Origin of the sequence: Pseudomonas sp. ADAK13, from assembly GCF_012935715.1 — a bacterium.
Classification (GTDB): Bacteria; Pseudomonadota; Gammaproteobacteria; order Pseudomonadales; family Pseudomonadaceae; genus Aquipseudomonas.
Genome location: NZ_CP052860.1, coordinates 4430772 through 4454247, shown reverse-complemented (window position 1 = coordinate 4454247; position 23476 = coordinate 4430772). Strand labels below are relative to the sequence as shown.

17 protein-coding genes and 4 tRNA genes are annotated in these 23476 nt (G+C 60.2%); 5 read left to right on the top strand and 16 right to left on the bottom strand.

Going from position 1 to position 23476, the window contains the following annotated elements; translation table 11 throughout:
* Positions 1-53: 53 nt before the first annotated feature.
* The 3 genes from HKK54_RS20625 to leuC all read right to left on the bottom strand — a co-directional run bounded on the left by HKK54_RS20625 (position 54) and on the right by leuC (position 3026).
* On the bottom strand, positions 54-818 hold the full coding sequence (locus tag HKK54_RS20625) for a class I SAM-dependent methyltransferase (RefSeq protein ID WP_169387642.1): 765 nt from the start codon (positions 816-818) through the stop codon (positions 54-56).
* A gap of 134 nt (positions 819-952) precedes the next feature.
* A complete protein-coding gene (leuD, locus tag HKK54_RS20620; RefSeq protein WP_010175750.1) occupies positions 953-1597 on the bottom strand; it encodes a 3-isopropylmalate dehydratase small subunit in 645 nt (214 codons plus the stop codon).
* A 10-nt stretch (positions 1598-1607) separates the two neighbouring features.
* Positions 1608-3026: a 3-isopropylmalate dehydratase large subunit gene (gene leuC / locus HKK54_RS20615; protein WP_010175751.1), complete on the bottom strand. Its 1419-nt coding sequence runs from the start codon at positions 3024-3026 to the stop codon at positions 1608-1610.
* 145 nt (positions 3027-3171) lie between these two features.
* Here leuC and HKK54_RS20610 point away from each other — a divergent pair, with 145 nt between their 5' ends.
* On the top strand, positions 3172-4062 hold the full coding sequence (locus tag HKK54_RS20610; RefSeq protein WP_169387641.1) for a LysR family transcriptional regulator: 891 nt from the start codon (positions 3172-3174) through the stop codon (positions 4060-4062).
* 63 nt (positions 4063-4125) lie between these two features.
* The gene (locus tag HKK54_RS20605) at positions 4126-7404 is read left to right on the top strand and encodes an EAL domain-containing protein (RefSeq protein WP_169387640.1); all 3279 of its coding nucleotides are present in this window, start codon (positions 4126-4128) and stop codon (positions 7402-7404) included.
* A 3-nt stretch (positions 7405-7407) separates the two neighbouring features.
* Here the strand turns inward: HKK54_RS20605 and HKK54_RS20600 are convergent, their stop codons facing one another.
* The 12 genes from HKK54_RS20600 to gltX form a co-directional block, all read right to left on the bottom strand.
* Positions 7408-9057 carry a hypothetical protein gene (locus HKK54_RS20600; protein ID WP_178120989.1) on the bottom strand — a complete coding sequence of 550 codons (1650 nt, stop codon included), beginning with the start codon at positions 9055-9057 and terminating at the stop codon, positions 7408-7410.
* Between the two features lie 118 nt (positions 9058-9175).
* Complete coding sequence (locus HKK54_RS20595) at positions 9176-10114, bottom strand: hypothetical protein (protein ID WP_169387639.1); 939 nt, start codon at positions 10112-10114, stop codon at positions 9176-9178.
* Between the two features lie 89 nt (positions 10115-10203).
* A complete protein-coding gene (locus HKK54_RS20590; protein ID WP_169387638.1) occupies positions 10204-11202 on the bottom strand; it encodes a hypothetical protein in 999 nt (332 codons plus the stop codon).
* Positions 11203-11767: 565 nt separating this feature from the next.
* Positions 11768-12745 carry a tRNA dihydrouridine synthase gene (locus HKK54_RS20585; RefSeq protein WP_169387637.1) on the bottom strand — a complete coding sequence of 326 codons (978 nt, stop codon included), beginning with the start codon at positions 12743-12745 and terminating at the stop codon, positions 11768-11770.
* Between the two features lie 40 nt (positions 12746-12785).
* Positions 12786-13235, bottom strand: a complete 450-nt coding sequence (locus tag HKK54_RS20580; protein WP_169387636.1) for an acyl-CoA thioesterase — start codon at positions 13233-13235, stop codon at positions 12786-12788.
* 50 nt (positions 13236-13285) lie between these two features.
* Complete coding sequence (locus HKK54_RS20575; protein ID WP_169387635.1) at positions 13286-14119, bottom strand: alpha/beta hydrolase; 834 nt, start codon at positions 14117-14119, stop codon at positions 13286-13288.
* 28 nt (positions 14120-14147) lie between these two features.
* Positions 14148-14687, bottom strand: a complete 540-nt coding sequence (locus tag HKK54_RS20570; RefSeq protein ID WP_010175770.1) for a TetR/AcrR family transcriptional regulator — start codon at positions 14685-14687, stop codon at positions 14148-14150.
* A gap of 184 nt (positions 14688-14871) precedes the next feature.
* Positions 14872-14947: transfer RNA gene (locus HKK54_RS20565), tRNA-Glu, on the bottom strand.
* A 79-nt stretch (positions 14948-15026) separates the two neighbouring features.
* A tRNA-Ala gene (locus tag HKK54_RS20560) sits at positions 15027-15102 on the bottom strand.
* Between the two features lie 50 nt (positions 15103-15152).
* Positions 15153-15228, bottom strand: a tRNA-Glu gene (locus HKK54_RS20555).
* An 80-nt stretch (positions 15229-15308) separates the two neighbouring features.
* A tRNA-Ala gene (locus HKK54_RS20550) sits at positions 15309-15384 on the bottom strand.
* A gap of 147 nt (positions 15385-15531) precedes the next feature.
* Entirely contained in the window at positions 15532-17013 is a 1482-nt protein-coding gene (gene gltX / locus HKK54_RS20545; protein ID WP_010175772.1) for a glutamate--tRNA ligase, read from the bottom strand.
* 196 nt (positions 17014-17209) lie between these two features.
* Between gltX and HKK54_RS20540 the strand changes: the two genes are divergently transcribed.
* Together HKK54_RS20540 and HKK54_RS20535 are read left to right on the top strand one after the other, a co-directional pair.
* Positions 17210-18256 carry an HlyD family secretion protein gene (locus tag HKK54_RS20540; protein WP_169387634.1) on the top strand — a complete coding sequence of 349 codons (1047 nt, stop codon included), beginning with the start codon at positions 17210-17212 and terminating at the stop codon, positions 18254-18256.
* A gap of 49 nt (positions 18257-18305) precedes the next feature.
* Entirely contained in the window at positions 18306-19796 is a 1491-nt protein-coding gene (locus HKK54_RS20535) for an MDR family MFS transporter (protein WP_178121034.1), read from the top strand.
* Between the two features lie 70 nt (positions 19797-19866).
* Here the strand turns inward: HKK54_RS20535 and uvrB are convergent, their stop codons facing one another.
* Positions 19867-21882, bottom strand: coding sequence for an excinuclease ABC subunit UvrB (uvrB, locus tag HKK54_RS20530; protein WP_010175778.1), 2016 nt, complete (start codon positions 21880-21882; stop codon positions 19867-19869).
* Between the two features lie 343 nt (positions 21883-22225).
* On the opposite strand from uvrB, the gene HKK54_RS20525 reads away from it, so the two are divergent.
* Positions 22226-23422 (top strand): amino acid aminotransferase, encoded by a 1197-nt coding sequence (locus HKK54_RS20525; RefSeq protein ID WP_010175780.1) that lies wholly within the window; start codon positions 22226-22228, stop codon positions 23420-23422.
* The last annotated feature ends 54 nt before the right edge of the window (positions 23423-23476 follow it).

Below are 23476 nucleotides of genomic sequence, written 5' to 3'. Positions count from 1 at the left end.
GCGTTCCTCATTTCATCAAGCGACCTGCCCGCGGGCAGGTCGGGAAAAATTAATCAGCGTTCGGCCCACACCACCAGCACGTCGGTGCTGAAGGTGCCGTCGGCTTGAATCTCGAAATAATCACGCACTTCCTGGCCCATCGCCTTTTGCAGCGCCAGGATCGCAGCACGCAAGACCTCTGGCGTACGCATGCGCTCAACCCACGAGGTGTATTCCAGGCGCAGGCGCTGGCGGCTGCTGTTACGCACATGCAAACCGGCTTCGCTGAGCTGGTGCATCCACTCGCCGGCGGAATAATCGCGCACGTGGCTGGTGTCGCGCAGCACTTCGACGGTTTGCAGGTAAGTGTCCAACAGCGGGCCGCCCGGTGACAAGACGTCAATAAACGCTGCCACGCCGCCCGGCTTGAGCACCCGGCGCACTTCACGCAGGGCCAGGCCAAGGTCGCTCCAGTGGTGGGCCGAGTAGCGGCTGAACACGAAGTCGAATTCACCGTCGGCAAACGGCAGGCGCTCGGCGGCGCCGTGCACGGTGCGAATATTGTCCAGCCCACGGTCCACGGCAGCTGCGGCGACCACATCGAGCATTTGCTGGGACAGGTCGTAGGCCACCACTTCTTTAACCAGCGGTGCCACGTTGAAGCTCACATGACCGGCGCCGCACCCCAGGTCCAGCAGTCGCGCAGCGCCTTGCCCGGCCAGTTCGGCCTGGAGCAGCGCGAACTCGGTGCCTTGAGCGTGAACTGCGCTGCTCAGGTAGGCCGAGGCCTGTTCGCCGAATTGCTTTTGCACGACTTGAGTGTGGACGGTGCTGGTCATGGTGATTTTCCTTGGGTTTTGGGGTGTTTGTACGGGCGCTATCGCAGGCAAGCCAGCTCCCACAGTTGACCGAGTTCACGATCAAAAAGTGGGAGCGGGCTTGCCCACGATGGGCCCGCACGGCCTACCTCAAATCAAGCGTCGCGAAACAACCACGGCTGGCTGGCCCGGTGCTTTGTTTCAAACGCTGCAATCGCATCGCCGTCCTGCAAGGTCAGGCCGATGTCGTCCAGGCCATTGATCAGGCAGTGCTTGCGGAAGGCGTCCACTTCAAAGTGGTACACCTTGCCGTCCGGACGGGTCACGGTCTGTGCCGCCAGGTCGATGGTCAATTGGTAGCCCACATCGGCTTCCACTTGCTGGAACAACTCATCCACTTCGGCATCGCTCAAGATGATCGGCAGCAAGCCGTTCTTGAAGCTGTTGTTGAAGAAGATGTCGGCGTAACTCGGCGCGATGATGCTGCGAAAGCCATATTCTTCCAGGGCCCACGGCGCGTGCTCACGGCTGGAGCCGCAACCGAAGTTTTCCCGGGCCAGTAACACACTGGCGCCCTGGTAGCGCTCGGCGTTGAGTACAAAGTCCTTGTTCAACGGGCGCTTGGAGTTGTCCTGGTAGGCGTAGCCCACGTCCAGGTAGCGCCACTCGTCGAACAGGTTCGGGCCAAAACCGGTGCGCTTGATCGACTTCAAGAACTGCTTCGGAATGATCTGGTCGGTGTCCACGTTGGCACGGTCCAACGGCGCGACTAAACCGGTGTGTTGGGTAAAAGCTCTCATCGGGTATTCCTCAGATCAATTCGCGAACGTCGATGAAACGACCGTTGACGGCAGCGGCGGCGGCCATGGCCGGGCTAACGAGGTGGGTACGGCCACCGGCGCCCTGACGCCCTTCGAAGTTACGGTTGGAGGTAGACGCGCAATGTTCGCCCGACTCCAAACGGTCCGGGTTCATCGCCAGGCACATCGAGCAGCCCGGCTCGCGCCATTCAAAACCGGCTTCGAGGAAGATCTTGTCCAGGCCTTCAGCCTCGGCCTGGGCTTTGACCAGACCCGAACCTGGCACCACGATCGCCTGCTTGATGGTCGAAGCAACCTTGCGGCCCTTGGCGATCACCGCCGCAGCGCGCAAGTCTTCGATCCGCGAGTTGGTGCAGGAGCCGATGAATACACGGTCCAACTGAATGTCGGTGATCGCCTGGTTGGCTTTCAGGCCCATGTACTTCAAGGCGCGCTCGATGGAGCCACGTTTGACCAGGTCGGTTTCCTTGGCCGGGTCCGGCACGTGTTGATCAACGGCCAACACCATTTCCGGCGAGGTGCCCCAGCTGACTTGCGGCTTGATCTGGGTCGCGTCGAGTTCAACCACCGTGTCAAATACCGCATCGGCGTCGGAAACCAGGTCTTTCCAGGCTTCAACCGCCGCGTCCCAATCGGCACCGGTGGGTGCGAAAGGACGGCCCTTGACGTAGGCAATGGTCTTTTCGTCCGCCGCCACCATGCCCACACGGGCACCGGCTTCGATGGACATGTTGCAGATGGTCATGCGGCCTTCGATGGACAGGTCGCGAATCGCGCTGCCGGCGAATTCGATGGCATGGCCGTTACCGCCGGCGGTGCCGATCTTGCCGATCACGGCGAGCACGATGTCTTTGGCAGTCACGCCGAAAGGCAATTCACCCTCGACCGACACCAGCATGTTCTTCATTTTCTTGGCGACGAGGCACTGCGTGGCGAAGACGTGCTCCACCTCGGACGTACCAATACCGTGAGCCAGGGCACCAAACGCGCCGTGGGTGGAGGTGTGGGAGTCGCCGCAGACCACGGTCATGCCGGGTAACGTGGCGCCCTGCTCCGGGCCGATCACGTGGACGATCCCTTGACGCACGTCATTCATCTTGAATTCGGTGATGCCATATTCGTCGCAGTAATCATCGAGGGTCTGCACCTGGAGGCGCGACACGGTGTCGACGATGGCGTCGATCCCGCCTTTACGCTCAGGCGTGGTCGGCACGTTGTGGTCCGGGGTGGCGATGATCGAGTCGACGCGCCAAGGCTTGCGCCCGGCCAGTCGCAGGCCTTCGAACGCTTGGGGCGAGGTCACTTCATGGATGATGTGACGGTCGATGTAGATCAGCGACGACCCATCATCGCGCCGTTTCACTTCATGGGAATCCCAAAGCTTGTCGTAAAGCGTTTTGCCGGCCATCACTCGGTCCTCATCAGGTGTTTCTATGCCCCGGGCCTTGAACGATTCAATAACCCTTTGGCTTGTGAGGCTGATGGTATGGCGCTACATTAAATAACTCAAATTCATATTTTTTATGCTTTGGATTACCAACTGGAATACGACAATGGACCTGGCCAACCTCAATGCCTTTATCGCCATCGCCGAGACCGGTAGCTTCTCCGGCGCCGGTGAACGCTTGCACCTGACCCAACCGGCCATCAGCAAGCGCATCGCCGGTTTAGAGCAGCAATTAAAGGTGCGACTGTTCGACCGGCTGGGGCGCGAAGTCGGCCTCACCGAGGCCGGGCGCGCGTTATTGCCCCGGGCCTATCAGATTCTCAACGTGCTGGACGACACCCGTCGCGCCCTGACCAACCTCACCGGCGAGGTCAGCGGGCGCCTCACTCTGGCCACCAGCCATCACATTGGCCTGCATCGCCTGCCGCCGGTGCTGCGCACGTTTACCCGGGAATACCCGAGCGTGGCCCTGGATATTCAGTTTCTCGATTCGGAAGTGGCCTACGAAGAAATCCTCCATGGCCGCGCAGAAGTGGCAGTGATCACCCTGGCCCCGGAGCCGCACACCCTGGTGCGTGCAACGCCAGTGTGGGACGACCCGCTGGACTTCGTGGTGGCCCCGGAACACAGCCTGATCAGCAATGGCAGCGTCAGCCTGGCGGACATCGCCCGGCACCCGGCGGTGTTTCCCGGAGGCAACACCTTTACCCACCATATCGTGCAGCGGCTGTTCGAGGCCCAGGGCCTGACGCCGAACATCGCCATGAGCACCAACTACCTGGAAACCATCAAGATGATGGTCTCCATTGGCCTGGCGTGGAGCGTGTTGCCGCGCACCATGCTCGATGATCAAGTGGCACGCATCGCTTTGCCGGGCATACAGCTCAGTCGCCAGCTAGGCTATATCGTGCACACCGAAAGGACGCTGTCGAACGCTGCGCGGGCTTTCATGAGCCTATTGGATGCACAGGTCGATCTGCCAGGGAATCAGGCTTGAATCGCCGTGGCCCGTAGACCGTGAACCCGCGCCGAACGCCCAATGAGCCAAGGCCCTTTGATAATGCGCAACCCCGTCGATACCGTGCCACCCCTGCCCCGCATCTACGCCCTCGACCCACAGGAGGCGGAGCAAAGCTGGGACAGCGCGCCGCAACTGCTGGCGGCGCTCAACGCTGCCAGGCTGGGCGCCTGGAGCTGGGACATCGATACCGGCCGGATCAGCTGGTCCCGGGGTACGCAGGCATTGTTTGGCTTCGATCCCCGCCAGCCGCTGCCCAAGGACCTGGAATACCTCGACCTGCTGCCCGCCGAAGACCGGGCCAAAGTGGTGCGGGCGTTTCACGCGGTGCTGGCGGGCGAACCGTTCGCCCAGGCCATGCATCACCGCATCCAATGGCCGGATGGCAGCCTGCACTGGCTGGAAATCAACGGTAGCCTGCAGCCGGAAAAGACCGGTCGCCGCCGGATGATCGGAGTGATCCGCGAGATCACCCAGCAACGCGAGCGTGAGCACGCCCTCAGCCATTCGGAAAAGCGCTTCGCCACGCTGTTTCACTTGTGCCCGCTGATGGTACTGCTGACCCGTCAGGCCGACGGTCTGATCAGCGAAGCCAACCAGTACTTCGAAAGCCTGTTCGGCTGGCCGCTGGCCGATGCCATCGGCCGCAGCACCCTCGACCTGGGCCTCTGGGTGCATCCCGAGCAACGCGCACTGCTGATCAAGGCCACCCAGCGCAAAGGCACCCCTATCACCATGGAGGTGCAGTTTCGCGCCAGCAACGGGCAAATCCACGACGGTACCCTCAGCGCCCAAAAAGTCGAGCTGGACGGCGAGGACTATCTGATCAGCACCTTCCTCGACACCACTGAGCGCAAGAATGCCGAGCAAGCCCTCAAGGACAGCCAGGAACGCCTCGACCTGGCCCTGGACTCGGCACAGCTGGGCACCTGGGACTGGCACATTCCCAGCGGCATGCTCTACGGCTCGGCCCGCGCCGCCCAATTACACGGCCTGGAACCCCAACCGTTCCACGAATCCTTCGACGCCTTTTTTGAAGGCATGCCCGATGAAGAGCGCGAGAACATGCGCAACGCCTACCGCACCCTGCGGGAAGGCCCGGCGGGCAACTACCAACTGACCTATCGCGTGCAACTGGAAGATGGCAGCTCCCGCTACCTGGAGAGCCGCGCCCGCCTTTATCGCGATGACCTGGGCGTGCCGCTGCGCATGGCCGGGACCCTGCTGGACATCACCGACCAGGTTGAGCGCGAGCAACGCCTGATCGCCTCGGAAGAAAAATTTGCCAGCCTGTTCCTCGCCAGCCCCGACCCGATTTGCGTCACGCGCCTGGAAACCGGGCAGTTCATCGAGATCAACCCGGCCTTCACCCAAACCTTCGGCTGGACCGCCGCCGAGGTGATCAACAACAACGCAGAACACATCGGCCTGTGGGACGAGTCCAGCCAGCGCCTGCAACGCATCGAGCAGGTGATTCGCGAACAGGCCCTGAGCAACGTGGCAATCATCGTCCATCACAAAAACGGCCAGACGCTGACGTGCGTGATTTCCAGCCGTCTGATCCAGGTCGGCGACCAGCCCTGCATTGTCACCACCCTGCGGGACATCACCCAGCAGCAACGCTCGGAAGCGGCGCTCAAGGCCAGCGAAGAGAAATTCGCCAAGGCCTTTCACTCCAGCCCCGACGCCGTGTCGATCACCGAGCGCGATACCGGGCGCTACGTGGAAGTGAATGACGGCTTCTGCCGCCTGACCGGCTACCGCGCCGAAGAGGCGATTGGCCTGACGCTGTACCAGATCGGTATCTGGGCCGATGAAAACCAGCGTGCCGCACTGCTGGCCGAGCTGCAGATCAAGGGCCGCATTCATCACTTGGAAATGCTCTGGCACAACAAGCGCGGCGACGTGCTGGCGGTTGAAGTGTCGGTGGAACCCATCACCCTCAATGAAACCCCGTGCCTGCTGCTGACCGCCCGGGACGTCAGCCTGCTGAAAAACGCCCAGGCGCAGATTCGCCACCTGGCCTATCACGACCCGCTGACCAACCTGCCCAACCGAGCCTTGCTGATGGACCGCCTGAGCCAGCAGATCGCCCTGCTCAAGCGCCACAACCTGCGGGGCGCGCTGCTGTTTCTCGACCTGGACCACTTCAAGCACATCAACGATTCCCTCGGCCACCCGGTGGGCGACACGGTGCTGAAGATCGTCACCGCGCGCCTCGAAGCCAGCGTGCGCATGGAAGACACCGTGGCCCGCCTGGGAGGCGATGAGTTTGTGGTGCTGCTCAGCGGCCTGGAAGGTACGCGCCAGCAAGTCAGCGCTCAGGTCCAGGAGCTGGCCGATACCCTGCGCGAACTGTTATCCGAACCGATGTTTCTCGACGGCCACCGCCTGCAGGTCACCCCGAGCATTGGCGTGGCACTGATTCCCGATCACGGTTCCACCCCGGCGGATTTGCTCAAGCGCGCCGACATCGCCCTGTACCGGGCCAAGGATTCCGGACGCAACACCACCCAGATGTTCCACAACAGCATGCAGAAAACCGCCAGCGAGCGGCTGCGCATGGAAACCGACCTGCGCCTGGCCTTGTCTCGCGGTGAATTCAGCGTGCACTACCAGCCACAGGTGGATGCCCGGGGCAACCGGATCGTCGGCGCTGAAGCCCTGGTGCGCTGGCAGCACCCGCAACTGGGCGCGCAATCGCCGACGGAATTCATCAAGGTGCTGGAAGACAGCGGGCTGATTCTGGAAGTAGGCACCTGGATCCTCGACGAGGCCTGCGGGACGTTCGCCCGGCTGATCGCCGAGGGCCTGGTGGACCCGTTGAACTTCAGCCTGTGCGTCAACATCAGCCCACGGCAGTTTCGCCAGAACGACTTTGTCGAACGGGTGGAACGCAGCCTGCGTACGCACCAATTGCCCTTTACGCTGCTGAAACTGGAAATCACCGAAGGCATTGTGATCCAGAACCTGGACGACACCATCAGTAAAATGCGCCGCCTGAAGAAACTCGGTGTGAGTTTTGCGATGGATGACTTTGGCACCGGCTATTCATCACTGACGTACCTCAAGCGCCTGCCAGTGGACGCGCTGAAGATCGACCAGTCATTCGTGCGCGATGCGACCCATGACCCCAACGACGCAGAAATCATCCGCGCCATCGTGGCCATGGCTCGCAGCCTGAACCTGGAGGTGATTGCCGAGGGCGTGGAAACTCCTGAGCAACTGGCGTTTCTGCAGGGGTTGGGTTGCCATCTATACCAGGGGTATCTGCACAGTCGGCCAGTGCCCGCCGAGGGGTTTCGACAGCTCTTGCTGTAGTGCCTAGACCAGCTTTATGGCGAAGCTGTTCGGGTTATTCCAGGTCGACGACGCCAGCGATTCCTTGGCCCCATAGAGGTCTATGACGCCGTTTACGGCCACGACTGAATGCTGGTAGTTGGCCAGGGTGCCCAATGCCCCGTTGGCCAACTCCCGGGCAGTACTCGGCCGCGTATAGGCGTAGAGCCCCAGACGGCGGAATGCCTCTCCCGGGGCTTCACCATTGTTGAGGGTGTCCATTGCCACCTCAAAACCCTGTGCTGCACGGTCCTCGTGATTTTCCAACTGTGCCCGCTTGGCACTCACCGCGTATAAAAAGTTGGCATCCTTGAGCAACACCGTGTCCGTACCGTTGAGGTTGGAATGTTGCTCGGCCTTTTTTAACTCTTCGTGACTGATGCGCAACCTGAAACCATCGCGCATGACGACTGCGTAGCCATTCTCTGTTGCGCCGATCTGCTTGTAGATACCCGCGGGATTTTGCCCCAGCTTCATCATGGCGGCTTTCATCGCCGATACGGTCACGCAATTACCTTCTACGCCCTGGTAAAACCCACCCCAGATATTCGCCGGCTTGACCCCTACCGGCACACCGGAAAGCTGAACGGTGTCTGTGCCCGGATTAATGAGTGCCTCATTCGTCAGGGTTTCATCGCCGGTAAGCCTGTAGCCCATGGCTCTGTCGAGCCCCTCCGGCTTCTGATAGTTATGCTTGACTCCCCCGAGTACCAAGGATGCACCACGATAATGTGTATCCATGACACCAACAGTGTCCTTGCCCTGCAGGAAATCCGAAGAGACGTATTGCATGAAGCCAATCATGCCCAGTCCCTTTAAAGCCCGATGCACTGTTTCACCGGACAGGGTCTTCGTCAGCGCATCGTTAAAGCCAGAGTTTGCACCGGCGTCCAAGGCTTCCATCTGTTTACGCTTCACAAACGCGGCAAATATGAAATTGGCGTCCTGTATCGCACTCGGGTCGTTACCAGCAAACCTTGATGCCTGCGTCGCACGCTTCAATTCGTCGTGGGTCACACTCACCGTGTAACCGTCCCTCATGGTGATGTCGTATCCCTCGGCGGACGGCTTTACTTCCTCAAATACATCGGCAGGGCTTTGACCAAATTTGAGCATCATCATCTTGATGACTGCCGCGTGGGTGCTGACATCAAAGTGCTCGCCAAAACGTCGCTCAGTCGCAGTGAAAGCGTTAACGATGTCTTTAGGTTTTGCGCTGTGTTTCCTCAGTGAATAATCCGCCGAAGGATCGGGCATGACGGGTTTGGGAATATCTATCGCAATCGCCTTGTCGGGTACCACTTTTACGGAAGGCTGTGTGTCCGGGGTTATTGTTTTTTTATCTGTGGTTGTTGCATCGCCACCGAGCATCTCCCGTATCCAGCCCATGACTGTATTCAGGGACGTTAATATATCTGTCCAGGCATCATTCCCGGACGCCCGTGGGCCATACACACTTTTATTAGAAGTAACGTTAAGCCCCGAAGTGTTGCTGGCGGATAGAGGTCCTTGGCTGCTCTTTTCCAACAATGGAACGTGTGAGAACTCATTGCCCTTTAAACCGCTCAAAACTGAATAAACCATCTCCTGCTTCTCCACATTTATAATTAACGTGCGATCACGGCGAGACAGCATCGAGCCAACCAACAGGCACAGTGACCCTGCCGGGGGAGATTGACTCGACCTCACCGCTCGTGTTGCACAAAAAACAGAACCTTATTTAGAAGAATGTTCTAAAGCGCATTGACTGGTATCACACCAACGCAATGGCATCGCCGCGTCTTGGCGCGCCACCCTTTTTCCCATACAACTCTTCAATACCGTTGATCACTGCCACGGAGTGCCCGGTGCGGTTGACCATGCCGAGAGTGCCTTTTGCCAGTGTACTGACCGACACTTTCTTCATATGCGACTTTAAACCTAGCCGCAGGAACCCCTCTCCCGCCCCCCTCTCATCTTCCCCATCATTGAGGCTGCGAACCGCCGCACTAAAACTTCGCTTCGCAGTGCCGTCATTGTTTTCCATCTGTGCCCGCTTGGCGCTTACCGCAAACAAAAAGTGGGCGTCCTTGAGCATTTGCTTATCGCGGCCAACAAACTTTGCCCCGCGAATGCCCTCGGCCAACTCCTGACGGCTTAACGTGAGAGCAAATCCGTCGCGCATGGTGACCCGGTAACCCTCGGCTATTTTTTTAACCTCTTTATAAATATCCGTCGGGCTCTGGCCAAACTTCGCCATCGCCGCCTTGATAGCCGATACCGTCACACAGTTACCATCAGGCCCCTGGCGGAACCCGCCCCAGATATCATCGGCCTTGGCCCCACCCCGCTTGCTGGAAAGATCCGGAAGATGAGTTGCCTGGGGATCAGGCATTGGCGTGTCCGGTTTCGGCACTACTCGCGGCTGGGGCACGGGCGTTGTGTCACGCGCAACGTTGGCGCTCTTGTCCGACAGCAGGCTTTGTAACTGGGTAAAAAACCGGGTGAACATTTCATGCAAGTTGTTAAGTAGCTGTGAACTCTGCTCCGTATCACGGACACTGCCCTGAGCGTTATTGTCATGGGATAAAGCGTTGCTGGTCGAAAAACCTATCCCCCTCGAAACGTTATTCATCGTCACTGCCACACCCGACTCACGTTGCAAGTACTCAGACTTTAGAACCACTCCACTGCTAATCGTCATACCAGTCATACACTCGCCTCTATTTACACAGTGCTCCCCGGCGTAACCAAGCACAGGGAGCAACCGCTTTCAGTTAGTTATGTGAATCTGTCAGGGGTTTACACCTTCGTCCGGCGACCGGTATCAACCCGCCAACTGTTATCGAACCGGCTCCGGCTACGCCGATTGAAGACCTCGTTCGAACGGTCTTCGGCGGGCCCCGGAGCCGTCAAATCCGTCTCCGGCGAAGGACGCACGTCTGGCGTCACTTCGGGCTGCGGCACTATTGGCGTTTCTGGATCGACTTCGGACTTAACGGGAGGCTGTGGAATGACTGGCGTTTTGTTATCGATGGCGGGTTTTAACGGCGGCTGAGGCACCACCGGGGTGTTGGCGTCAACCGTGGGTGTAACCGGCAGGTGCGGCACCACCACGGTTTTGCCATCGACGTCTCGCGTGACTGTCGCATGGGGGGCCACTTTCGTCTCAGGGTGAGGGCAGTGGCAGTTAAGCACCTGAACGGTCAGGTTAATATCATTCGTCAGCTTATTCTGCTGCTCGGCATCCGGCCTGACATTGGGCGCAGGGGCTGGAACCACTTTCGGTTGAGGGTCGGCCTCTGGCATCACCTTCGGCAGGACTTTGGCGTCCGGTACATCTTTGGGCGCCGGGCCCGGGACTACTTTCGGCTGTGGACTCGCCTCTGGCATCACCTTCGGCAGGACACTGGCGTCCGGTACATCTTTCGGCGCCGGGCCGGGGATTACCTTGGGTTGAGGGCTGGCTTCCGGCATCACCTTCGACTGCGGGCCTGTCTCTGGCGGCACTTTAGGTAAAGGGGCAGCGTCAAGCTCCCGCTTGGGCTGCCCCCCCTGGGCCGCCAACATGCTGCGTATGGCCTTGAAGGCATAATCAAACATCTCAAACAACTTTTCCAGAGCATCCTTGCTTACCGTAACGTTACTGTCTTTTGGCGCTAAGTCATTATTACGGATCACGGTGGTGGATAAACCATTGAGCGCCTGGTTATCGCGAGACTTATTAACCACCTGCTCTCGATCCAATGGACGATAGTCAGTATTCATGGGCACAGTAGTGTTAATCGACAGATTAGACATGGACTCATCCTTATTCGGCGTTCCTCTGAACCGGCGGGCGGTGCAGGGAACCCGTGTCTTCAATGGGAAGTAAAAACATGCACGAGTGTTGGCACTCCCTACTTTCGTGGGGCGTGAGGCGGTTGAGTTCCGATAATCGGGCTTCACATAAGGAAACCATAAGGCGAGCAGAGACTTTCTCCTATGGACATCCATAGAAAAGTCGTGTCCAGCCTCACCCTGTACGAAAACGCGCCCGATACATAGAGCAACAGTCAGTACCGCACGCAATTTAATGAAATCACGGATCCCAAATAAAACGGCGAACCTGTGTTAATTGCCACGCGCGCAAATACTTCAGCCCGGCCGGATCAACCTACTACGTGTAAAAATCCGGCATTACTAAAACCCGAAAAACAAAACAACTTACACATATAAAGAAACCACTCCACACAAAGAATACTTTCGCCACACCGACAACCACCCAGTTACTTCAAGAATTTATGCGCGAGGGTAATTTCAAGCAAAAAAAAGGGGCGCCCGAAGCGCCCCTGAAATAAACAATGAAACTTCTATATATATAAACTTAATCTTGCAACACCAACGCCTCAGGCCGCTGACCGGGCATCCCCAGCAATCGCCCCACTTGCTCCAGGTCAGTTTCCCGGCGCATCGCCGTAAATAACTCCACCGCCTCGGGGTAGTTGCGGGTCAGCATGGCCAGCCACTGCTTCAAACGACCCGGCGCCTGGCGCTCGGTCAGTTGCTCCACCGATTGCCGCCAGAACTCATGCAGCATTGGTTGCATCTGCGCCCAAGTCATCTCCACCACTTCTTCGCCCGCACGAGCAGCCGCAATCTGCCGGGCCAGGTCCGGGCGGGCCACCAGGCCGCGGCCGAGCATGATGTCTTCGACGCCGCTGATCTCGCGGCAACGTCGCCAGTCTTCAACGCTCCAGATATCGCCGTTGGCGAACACCGGCACCTTGACCACCTCCTGCACACGCGGGATCCACTCCCAGTGCGCCGGCGGCTTGTAGCCGTCGGTCTTGGTACGCGCATGCACCACGATATGCGCCGCACCGCCTTCAGCCAGGGCGGTGGCGCACACCAGGGCACCGTCCGGGCTGTCGAAGCCCAGGCGCATCTTCGCGGTAACGGGAATATGCGCAGGCACGGCGCGCCGTACGTGCTCGACGATCTGGTTGAGCAGCTCCGGCTCCTTGAGCAGCACCGCGCCGCCACGGGACTTGTTGACGGTCTTGGCCGGGCAGCCGAAGTTGAGGTCGACCACCTGGGAGCCCAGCTCGCAGGCCAAGGCGGCGTTTTCGGCGAGGCACACCGGGTCTGAACCCAGTAACTGCACGCGCAGTGGTACGCCGGCAGCGGTTTTGGCACCGTGCAGCAACTCAGGGGCGAGTTTGTGGAAATAGGCAGGCGTGAGCAGGCGGTCGTTGACCCGGATGAACTCGGTCACGCACCAATCAATACCGCCAACCCGGGTCAGCACGTCCCGCAGGATGTTGTCGACCAACCCCTCCATGGGCGCCAAAGCAATTTGCATGGAAAACACTCAACGAAAAACGTGGCGCAGTTTACGGGTTTCAGGCGCCGGAGGGTAATTCGCCTTGCAGCGCAGGGCCGTAACCCTCAAGAAATTCCGACGGCATGCGCTTGGGCTTGCCACTGGACAGCTCGATGCAGACAAAGGTGGTTTGCGCTCGCAGCAAGGTGGCACCGTCACGCGGGCGCACCAGCTGGAAGCGGCGGGTCATTTTCAGGCGCTGGTCCCAGTCGACGATCCAGGTGGCCAGCTGCAGCTCGTCGCCTTCGTAGCCCGCCGCGAGGTAATCGATCTCATGGCGCACCACCGCCATGGCGCGGTCCAGCCGGCGATACTCGGTGAGGTCCAGCCCCAGGCGCTGGGAGTGGCGCCAGGCGCAGCGTTCCAGCCAGGACACGTACACGGCGTTGTTGGCGTGCCCAAGCCCGTCGATGTCTTCGGTACCGACCTGAAGATCGATGATAAACGGCGTTGCCAAATCCCAGCCCATGCGGTGCTCCCGGTCGATTAATGTCGGCGGGGAGCAGTGTAACCCATGGTTCAGGCGGTTTGGCGCTCCGGCACGTGGCGGCCGGCCAGCAGTGCCAGTACGCCTTCGATCACGCGCGGGTCTGCCAGCACCTTCTGGTGGCCGCCCTGCTCCAGGCGCAGCAGGCGGCTGTCGAACCAGGCGTCATGGATCACCTGGCAGGCTTTGACCGAGACGAAGGTGTCGTCTTCGGCGTGCACGATCAGGCCCGGGATATTCATTTGATAGTGAGCGACGTCGAGGTGCTTGAGCGGCATACCCATCGTCAGTTCGACCTGCTGGATAAACGCCGAACGCGCCCGTGCCGGCAAACCGACCATGCCGGCAAAGCCGCGCAATACGTCGAGAAACCGTGAAGGTGCGGCGATGCTGACCAGCGCCTCGGTGCGCAACCCCAACTGCACCGCCAGCATCGCACTGGCGCCGCCCATGGAGTGACCGACGACAGCGTGCAACGGTGGCAGCTCGGCGGCCGCTTCCAGCATGGCGCGAGCAAACAGCAGCACATGGGCTTCCCGCCCCGGCGAGCGCCCATGGGCCGGACCGTCCAAGGCAATCACCGAATAACCCGCCTCCACCAATGCAGTGATCAGGCTGGCGAATTGCGTTGGGCGCCCTTCCCAACCGTGCATCAACAACACGGCCGGGCCCTGGCCCCATTTCAGCGCCGACAAGCCGAAACGCAAGGTGATGCGCTCCGATTGCGCCAGCAGCGGCAGCTCCCAGTCACGGGGCGGCAGATCCCGGGGCGTCATGAATACCCGACGCATCTTGCTGGCGACGGTTTGCGGCGCCAGCCGGCCCAAGGTGCCATTGACGCCACGAATCCAGTTCAACGTGCCCATCGCTCATTCCTCAGGCCAGAAGCCGTTCTTAACGCACTGCGGACTTGGCCGCGCGCAACACACGATCCGACAATTCGCCCGGGCCCAGGGCGCGGGCCAGGGACAAGCCGCCGATCATCAGCGCCATGTCGGCCAAGGCCTTGTCGGTGTCTTCGGGGCTGGCAGCCAGCTGGGCAGCCATCAATTCGCAATGCTCGTTCAGGGCCTGGCGGAACTCGTCTGGCAAGCGGCTCATCTCGCCCACGGTGGACGGAATAGGGCACGCCTGGGAAGTGGAGTCGCGGTGTTTGCGCGACAGGTAGAACGCTGCCACCAGGGCACGGCGCTCCTCGCCGGTCAGCGTCGAGTCCATGTCTTCAACAGCGGCGCGACGCCGGGCCAGCAACGCGGTGAAGGCCTCCAGCATCAACGCGTCCTTGCTTTCAAAGTGCGCGTAGAAACCACCGACGGTGAGCCCCGCAGCGCCCATCACTTCGCCAACACTCGGCTCGGCCGGGCCACGCTGGATCAAGGCGGCGCCGGCAGCTTGCAGAATACGTTCGCGGGTTTGTGCTTTTTTATCGTTCATCGTTGCCTCCGAATCTCATGCCTCGAATATTATTACCATAATAATATTTCGCAAGCCACCGGCATGACCATTGGTCAGAAGAACAGAGCGGATAGAGAAAGGAGGGATTGGCCAAACGCCAGACAAACAAAAGGGCCATTCAATAATTGAATGACCCTTAAAAATCCCGCAGAGCGGGTAATCGTGGCGTCCCCTAGGGGACTCGAACCCCTGTTACCGCCGTGAAAGGGCGGTGTCCTAGGCCACTAGACGAAGGGGACACAAACCTTCTGTACAACTGATCAGCGCTGAGAACTGATCGATTCAAGGACGGTGTGGCCAGACCTTGAACCTGTAAATTGGTGGAGCTAAACGGGATCGAACCGTTGACCTCTTGCATGCCATGCAAGCGCTCTCCCAGCTGAGCTATAGCCCCGGATTTTTCGCCTCGCGGCGCAGCAGACCTTTCGAACTGCTTGTTGAAACTGGCGTCCCCTAGGGGACTCGAACCCCTGTTACCGCCGTGAAAGGGCGGTGTCCTAGGCCACTAGACGAAGGGGACACAAACCTTCTGTACAACATGATCAGCGCTGAGAACTGATCGATTCAAGGACGGTGTGGCCAGACCTTGAACCTGTAAATTGGTGGAGCTAAACGGGATCGAACCGTTGACCTCTTGCATGCCATGCAAGCGCTCTCCCAGCTGAGCTATAGCCCCTCGTCGGTGAGGACGGGGCGAATCTTAATGGCGTATTCGAAACGTGTCAAATTTATTTTCAACAATTTTCAAAATTTTTTGCCGAGATAACAATCACTTACCGAGCAAACCCCGGAAAACCGGGGTTTGGCCGTTACAACAGCGTGCTTAAGCGATAGCGCCCAGCAGCTTTTCCCATTCCTTGTTTTCTTTCTTCGACACACCACCAAGCAAATCAAGGGCTTGGCGCAGACGGAAACGCGTCAGGTCCGGGCCCAGGATTTCCATCGCGTCGAGTACGGAGACCGAACTGGCATGCCCGGTGATCGCGGCAAACATCAGTGGCATGGCGTCGCGCAGTTTCAATTCCAGGGATTCAACCACCGCCTGGATCGTCGCGGTGATTGCATCCTTCTCCCACTGGCGCAGGCTTTCGAGCTTCCACAGGATCAACTGCATCAACTGGCGAACCTGGTCACCCGAGAGCTTCTTCGACTCAAACAGCTTGGGATCCGGGTTCACGCCACCGGCAAAGAAGAAACTCGCCAACGGTGCCACCTGGCTGAACGTCTCTACCCTGCCCTGCACCAGCGGCGCGATCTTCATCATGTACTCGGGGTTCAACGCCCACTGCTGCACACGGCTGGCGAACTCTTCCACCGGCAGGTCACGCAGCCACTGGCCGTTGAGCCACGAGAGTTTCTCGATGTCGAAGATCGGCCCGCCGAGGGACACGCGGGACAAGTCGAAGTTATCGACCATTTCCTGCAGCGAGAACTTCTCGCGCTCGTCCGGCATCGACCAGCCCATGCGGCCCAGGTAGTTGAGCATCGCTTCCGGCATGAAGCCCATGCGCTCGTAGAAGGTCACCGAGGTCGGGTTCTTGCGCTTGGACAGCTTGCTCTTGTCCGGGTTACGCAGCAGCGGCATATAGCACAGCTGCGGTTGTTCCCAGCCGAAGTACTCGTACAGCAGGATCAGTTTCGGCGCAGACGGCAGCCACTCTTCGCCACGCAGCACGTGGGTGATGCCCATCAGGTGATCGTCGACCACGTTGGCCAGGAAGTACGTCGGCAGGCCGTCGGTCTTCATCAGCACTTGCATGTCCATGCGGTCCCACGGGATCTCGACGTCGCCGCGCAGCATGTCCGGCACCACGCACACGCCTTCACTCGGCACCTTCATGCGGATAACGTGCGGCTCGCCGGCGGCCAGGCGCCGGGCCACTTCTTCTTTCGACAGCAGCAGTGCGCGGCCGTCATAACGCGGAGTTTCGCCACGGGCCTGTTGCTCGGCGCGCATCTGGTCCAGCTCTTCGGCGGTGCAGAAGCACGGGAAGGCGTGGCCCATGTCGACCAACTGCTGGGTGTACTGCTTGTAGATGTCGCTGCGCTCGCTCTGGCGATACGGGCCGTGGGGGCCGCCGACGTCCGGGCCTTCAGCCCAGGTAATGCCCAACCAGCGCAGGGCATCGAAAATCTGCTGTTCCGACTCACGGGTGGAACGCAGTTGATCGGTGTCTTCGATCCGCAGGATGAATTCACCGCCATGCTGCTTGGCAAAGCAGTAGTTGAACAAGGCGATGTAAGCAGTACCTACGTGGGGATCCCCAGTAGGCGATGGCGCGATGCGCGTGCGGACGGTGGTCATGGCGGGTCTCGAATTGGCGATAAAACTGAAAATGAAACAAGGGGCGAATGGTAACAGCCCCAAGCCCTTGGGCTCCAGCGTGCGGAGGCGAACAAAGGGCATATGAGACAAGCTCCGGTCTCAAGACTCGACATGGCTATTTGCCAGACCGTTCGCTGGCTATATTCCATTACCTTTTGTTACCGACATGATCGCCATGCCTGCCCCGCTCAAACGCCGCCTGTTTATCTTCCTGTTTATCGTGGTCCTGATCGCCGCGGGCTTTTTCGCCCAGTGGTTCTTCAAGGGCCGCTTTTATGAAAGCACCGACAACGCCTACGTCCAGGGCGAAATCACCCGGGTCTCCAGCCAGTTGGGCGCGCGCATCGTCGAGGTCATGGTCGGTGATAACGAACACGTGGAAAAAGGCCAACTGCTGGTCAGACTCGAAGGCGACGACTTCCACCTCGCCGTCGACCGCGCCAACGCCGCCCTGGCCATGCGCGAAGCCGAGCGCGTGCAGGCCCAGAGCAAACTCACCCAGCAAGCCAGCCTGATTGCCGCCAGTGAAGCCAAGGTGTCCTCCAGCCAGGCCACCCTCGGCCGCTCGCAGATCGACCTGAACCGCGCGCAAACCTTGCGCAAGCCCGGCTACGTCTCGGAAGAACGGGTGACCACCCTCGACGCCGACAACCACATCGCCCGTTCCCAGGTGACCATGGCCCAGGCCGACCTGCAGGGCCAGCGCCAGCAGGTCAACGCACTGAACGCCGAGATCAAGCGCCTCGACGCGATGATCGCCAACGCCAGGACCGACCTGGCCCAGGCCGAACTGAACCTGACCCGCAGCGAAATCCACGCCCCCATCAGCGGCCTGATCGGCCAGCGCGCCGCGCGCAATGGCCAATACGTACAGGCCGGCGCCTACCTGCTGTCGATCGTCCCCGACCAGGACATCTGGGTGCAGGCCAACTTCAAGGAAACCCAGATCGGCCACATGCAACCCGGGCAAACCGCCGAGCTGACCTTTGATGCCTACGGCGACACCCCGATCGAAGGCCGCGTCGCCAACCTGTTCGGGGCCTCCGGCGCGCAATTCAGCCTGCTGCCGCCGGACAATGCCACGGGCAACTTCACCAAGGTCGTACAACGGATTCCGGTCAAGCTGACCTTCGCCGCTGACAACCCGCTGCAGGGCAAAATCCGCCCGGGCATGTCGGTGACGGTCAAAGTGAACATCCAAGACCCGCACGATGGCCGGTGATCAACTGCTGCCGCCGGTCGGCGAACCGACTCGGCGCGACTGGATCGCGGTGATGAGCGTGATGCTCGGCGCCTTTATGGCGGTACTCGACATCCAGATCACCAACTCGTCCCTCAAGGACATCCAGGGCGCGCTGTCGGCCACCCTGGAAGAAGGCTCGTGGATTTCCACCTCCTACCTTGTGGCCGAAATCATCATGATCCCGCTCACCGCCTGGCTGGTGCAGCTGTTGTCGGCACGCCGGCTGGCGGTGTGGGTGTCCGGTGGGTTCCTGATCGCCTCGCTGATGTGCTCCATGGCCTGGAGCCTGGAAAGCATGATTGTGTTCCGCGCCTTGCAGGGCTTTACCGGCGGAGCGCTGATCCCGCTGGCATTCACCCTCACCCTGATCAAGTTGCCCGAACATCACCGCCCCAAAGGCATGGCCATGTTCGCCATGACCGCCACCTTCGCCCCCTCCATCGGGCCGACCATTGGCGGCTGGCTCACCGAAAACTGGGGCTGGGAATACATCTTCTACATCAACATCCCGCCGGGCCTGATCATGATCGCCGGGCTGCTGTACGGCCTGGAAAAAAAGGCGTCCAACTGGGACCTGCTCAAAAGCACCGACTACCTCGGCATCGTCACCATGGCCGTGGGTCTTGGGTGTTTGCAGGTGTTCCTGGAAGAAGGCCATCGCAAAGACTGGCTGGAATCGAGCCTGATCCTCAGCCTGGGCACCGTCGCCCTGCTGAGCCTGATCACTTTTGTGATCGTGCAGATGTCCAAGCCCAACCCGCTGATCAACCTGCGCATCCTCGGCAATCGCAACTTCGGGCTGTCGAGTATTTCGAGCCTGGGGATGGGCGTGGGGTTATACGGCTCGATTTATCTGCTGCCGCTGTACCTGGCGCAGATCCAGAACTACAACGCCCTGCAAATCGGCGAAGTGATCATGTGGATGGGGGTTCCGCAGCTGTTTTTGATTCCGCTGGTGCCCAAGCTGATGAAATACGTGTCGCCCAAGTGGCTGTGCACCCTGGGGTTCGGGCTGTTCGGGCTGGCGAGTTTTTCGTCGGGGGTGCTCAACCCGGACTTTGCCGGCGACCAGTTCAACCGCATCCAGATCATCCGCGCACTGGGGCAGCCATTGATCATGGTGACGATTTCGTTGATTGCCACGGCGTACATCCTGCCGAAGGACGCAGGGTCGGCGTCGAGCCTGTTCAATATCCTGCGAAACCTCGGCGGGGCGATCGGGATTGCGCTGCTGGCGACGCTGCTGGATGCGCGTACCAAGACCTACTTTGATTATCTGCGGGAGGCGATTGTGCCGACCAATCCGCAGGTGGCGGAGCGGATGGCGACGTTGACCGAGAAGTTTGGGAGTGAGACGGCGGCGTTGGGCAAGTTGAGCGAGATAGCGCATCAGCAGGCGCAGATCATGGCGTACAACGATGCGTTTCACTTTGTGGGGTTGGCGCTGGGGATCAGCATGGTGGCGATCTTGTTGACCAAGGCGTTGCCGCCGGGGCTCAAGGCTGGGGAATCCCACTGAATAACTGTGTACACCAAACCTGTGGTGAGGGGGCTTGTCCCCCTCACCACAGAAGCTGCATCGCTGCACATCAGACAGCCAACAGACGCTCGCGCAACTTGCCAATCTCATCGCGCATCTGCGCCGCCGCTTCAAACTCCAGGTCCCGCGCCAACTGATACATCTTCTCTTCCAGCTGGCGAATACGCTTGGTGATCTCGCTCGGCGAACGCAATTCGGCTTCGTACTTGGCGTTCTCCTCGGCCGCCTTGGCCATGCCCTTGCGCTTCTTGCTGCGCGAGCCCGGTACGGTGGCGCCTTCCATGATGTCGGCCACGTCCTTGAACACGCCCTTCGGTGTGATGCCGTTCGCAAGGTTGTAGGCAATCTGCTTGTCGCGACGACGCTCGGTCTCGCCAATCGCGCGCTCCATGGAACCGGTGATCCGGTCCGCATACAGAATCGCCCGGCCATTGAGGTTACGCGCCGCGCGGCCAATGGTCTGGATCAACGAGCGCTCGGAACGCAAGAAGCCCTCCTTGTCCGCATCCAGAATCGCCACCAGGGACACTTCCGGCATATCCAAACCTTCCCGCAGCAGGTTGATGCCCACCAGCACATCAAAGGTGCCCAGGCGCAGGTCGCGGATGATTTCCACGCGTTCCACGGTGTCGATGTCCGAGTGCAAGTAGCGCACACGCACGCCGTGGTCGGCCAGGTAATCGGTCAAGTCTTCAGACATGCGCTTGGTCAGCGTGGTGACCAGCACCCGCTCTTCCAGGGCCACACGCTTGGTGATTTCCGACAGCAAGTCGTCCACCTGAGTCAGCGCCGGGCGGATTTCGATTTGCGGGTCCACCAGGCCGGTCGGGCGCACCAGTTGTTCAATCACACGCCCGGCATGTTCGGCCTCGTAGTTGCCCGGCGTCGCCGAGACAAAAATCGTCTGCGGGCTGATGCCTTCGAACTCGTCGAAACGCATCGGCCGGTTATCCAGCGCCGACGGCAGGCGGAAGCCGTATTCCACCAGCGTTTCTTTACGCGAACGGTCACCTTTGTACATCGCCCCCACCTGCGGCACGCTGACGTGGGACTCGTCGATCACCAGCAAGGCGTCATCCGGCAGGTAATCAAACAGGGTGGGCGGCGCCTGGCCAGACTCGCGGCCCGAGAGGTAGCGCGAGTAGTTTTCGATACCGTTGCAGTAGCCCAGTTCGAGGATCATCTCCAGGTCGAAGCGGGTGCGCTGCTCCAGGCGCTGGGCTTCCACCAGCTTGTTGTTGGAGCGCAGGTATTCCAGGCGCTCCACCAGTTCGCCCTTGATGCCCTCGATGGCGCCCATCAGGGTTTCACGCGGGGTCACGTAGTGGCTTTTCGGGTAGAAGGTGAAGCGCGGCAGTTTGCGGATCACTTCGCCGGTCAACGGGTCGAAGGCCGACAGGCTCTCGACTTCATCATCGAACAGCTCGATGCGGATCGCTTCCAGGTCGGATTCCGCCGGGTAGATGTCGATCACATCCCCACGCACGCGGAAGCTCGCCCGGGCGAAATCCATGTCGTTGCGGGTGTATTGCAGGCTCGTCAGGCGGCGCAGCAGTTCGCGCTGGTCGAGTTTGTCGCCACGGTCGACGTGCAGCACCATCTTCAAATAGGTTTCCGGGCTGCCCAGACCGTAGATACACGACACCGTGGTGACGATGATCGCGTCCTTGCGCTCCAGCAGCGCCTTGGTCGCCGACAGCCGCATCTGCTCGATGTGGTCGTTGATCGAGGCGTCTTTCTCGATAAAGGTGTCGGACGACGGCACGTAGGCTTCCGGCTGGTAGTAGTCGTAGTAGGAAACGAAGTACTCCACCGCGTTGTTCGGAAAGAACGCCTTGAACTCGCCATACAGCTGCGCGGCCAGGGTCTTGTTCGGCGCCAGCACCAGGGTCGGGCGGTTCACCTGGGCGATCACGTTGGCAATGCTGAAGGTCTTGCCGGAGCCGGTCACCCCGAGCAAGGTCTGGTGCGCCAGGCCGGCCTCGATGCCCTCGACCATCAGGCGGATGGCTTCCGGTTGATCGCCGGCGGGCTCGAAGCGGGTGACTAGCTGGAAATCCGACATAACGTACCTCTTGAGTCACCCCGGGGCCGGAAAAAGCAGCGGGGACGAAAAAGACCGCGACCCGCGGCTGTTCGGCGCAGGTTGCAGGAAAAAACCATGATAGCTGTAGAAGTGGAGGCGAATGTGACGGGTTTCAAGGCAATCGTCCTACATGCCTTCGGCCACCAATGTTGCAATAAGACTAACGGTCGGTAAATAAACCGAAAAACTTGGCCGAAAAGCCGTTTCGGCTGTCGCCGTGAGCCCTGATGGCCTCTATACTAGCTCCCCGTTTGTGCACCGCTCTAGTGCATTCGGCTGGAGCGCGACACGTCCCTCCACTCTCTATAGAGCTGCCGCAAAAATGAGCCTGTTCTCCGCTGTCGAAATGGCACCACGCGATCCAATCCTGGGCCTCAACGAAGCATTCAACGCCGATACCCGAACCACCAAGGTCAACCTTGGCGTGGGCGTTTACTGCGACGAGGAGGGGAAGATTCCACTCTTGCGTGCCGTTGCCGAAGCGGAAGCCATTCGAGTGGCGCAACACGCCGCCCGTGGCTACTTGCCGATCGACGGTATCGTCGCCTACGACCAGGCCGTGCAAAAGCTGCTGTTCGGCGCTGAGTCGCCACTGATCAGCTCCGGCCGTGTGATCACGGCCCAGGCAGTCGGCGGCACCGGCGCTCTGAAAATCGGCGCAGACTTCCTCAAGCAACTGCTGCCCAACGCCGTCGTCGCCATCAGCGACCCGAGCTGGGAAAACCACCAGGCGCTGTTTGAAAAAGCCGGCTTCCCGGTACAGACCTATCGCTACTACGACGCCGCCACCCACGACGTCAACCGCGCCGGCCTGCTGGAAGACCTCAACGCCCTGCCGCCGCAGTCCATCGTCGTGCTGCACGCCTGCTGCCACAACCCGACCGGCGTCGACCTGAGCCCGGCCGACTGGCAACAAGTGCTGGACGTGGTCAAGGCGAAAAACCTCGTGCCGTTCCTCGACATGGCCTACCAGGGCTTTGGCGACGGCATCGACGAAGACGCCGCGGCCGTGCGCCTGTTTGCTGAATCGGGCCTGACTTTCTTTGTGTCCAGCTCGTTCTCCAAGTCGTTCTCGCTGTACGGCGAGCGCGTGGGCGCCCTGTCCATCGTCACCGACTCCAAGGAAGAAAGCGCGCGCATCCTGTCCCAGGTCAAGCGTGTGATCCGCACCAACTACTCCAACCCGCCGACCCACGGCGCGGCGATCGTGGCAGCGGTGCTGAACAACCCTGAGCTGCGCGCCCAGTGGGAAGCGGAACTGGCCGAAATGCGCCTGCGCATCCGCGGCATGCGCGAGCAGATGGTGGCTGACCTGGCCAAGGCTGCTCCGGGCCACGACTTCAGCTTCGTCGGTCGCCAGCGCGGGATGTTCTCCTACTCCGGCCTGAGCGTTGAGCAAGTGACCCGCCTGCGCAGCGAGTTTGGTATCTACGCGCTGGACACTGGCCGCATCTGTGTGGCGGCGTTGAACCAGAAGAACATCGATGCCGTGACCAAGGCTATCGTTCAGGTGCTGTAAGCCTGTTGTGATGCACAAAAAGGGGAAGCCGGTGGCTTCCCCTTTTTGTTGCTG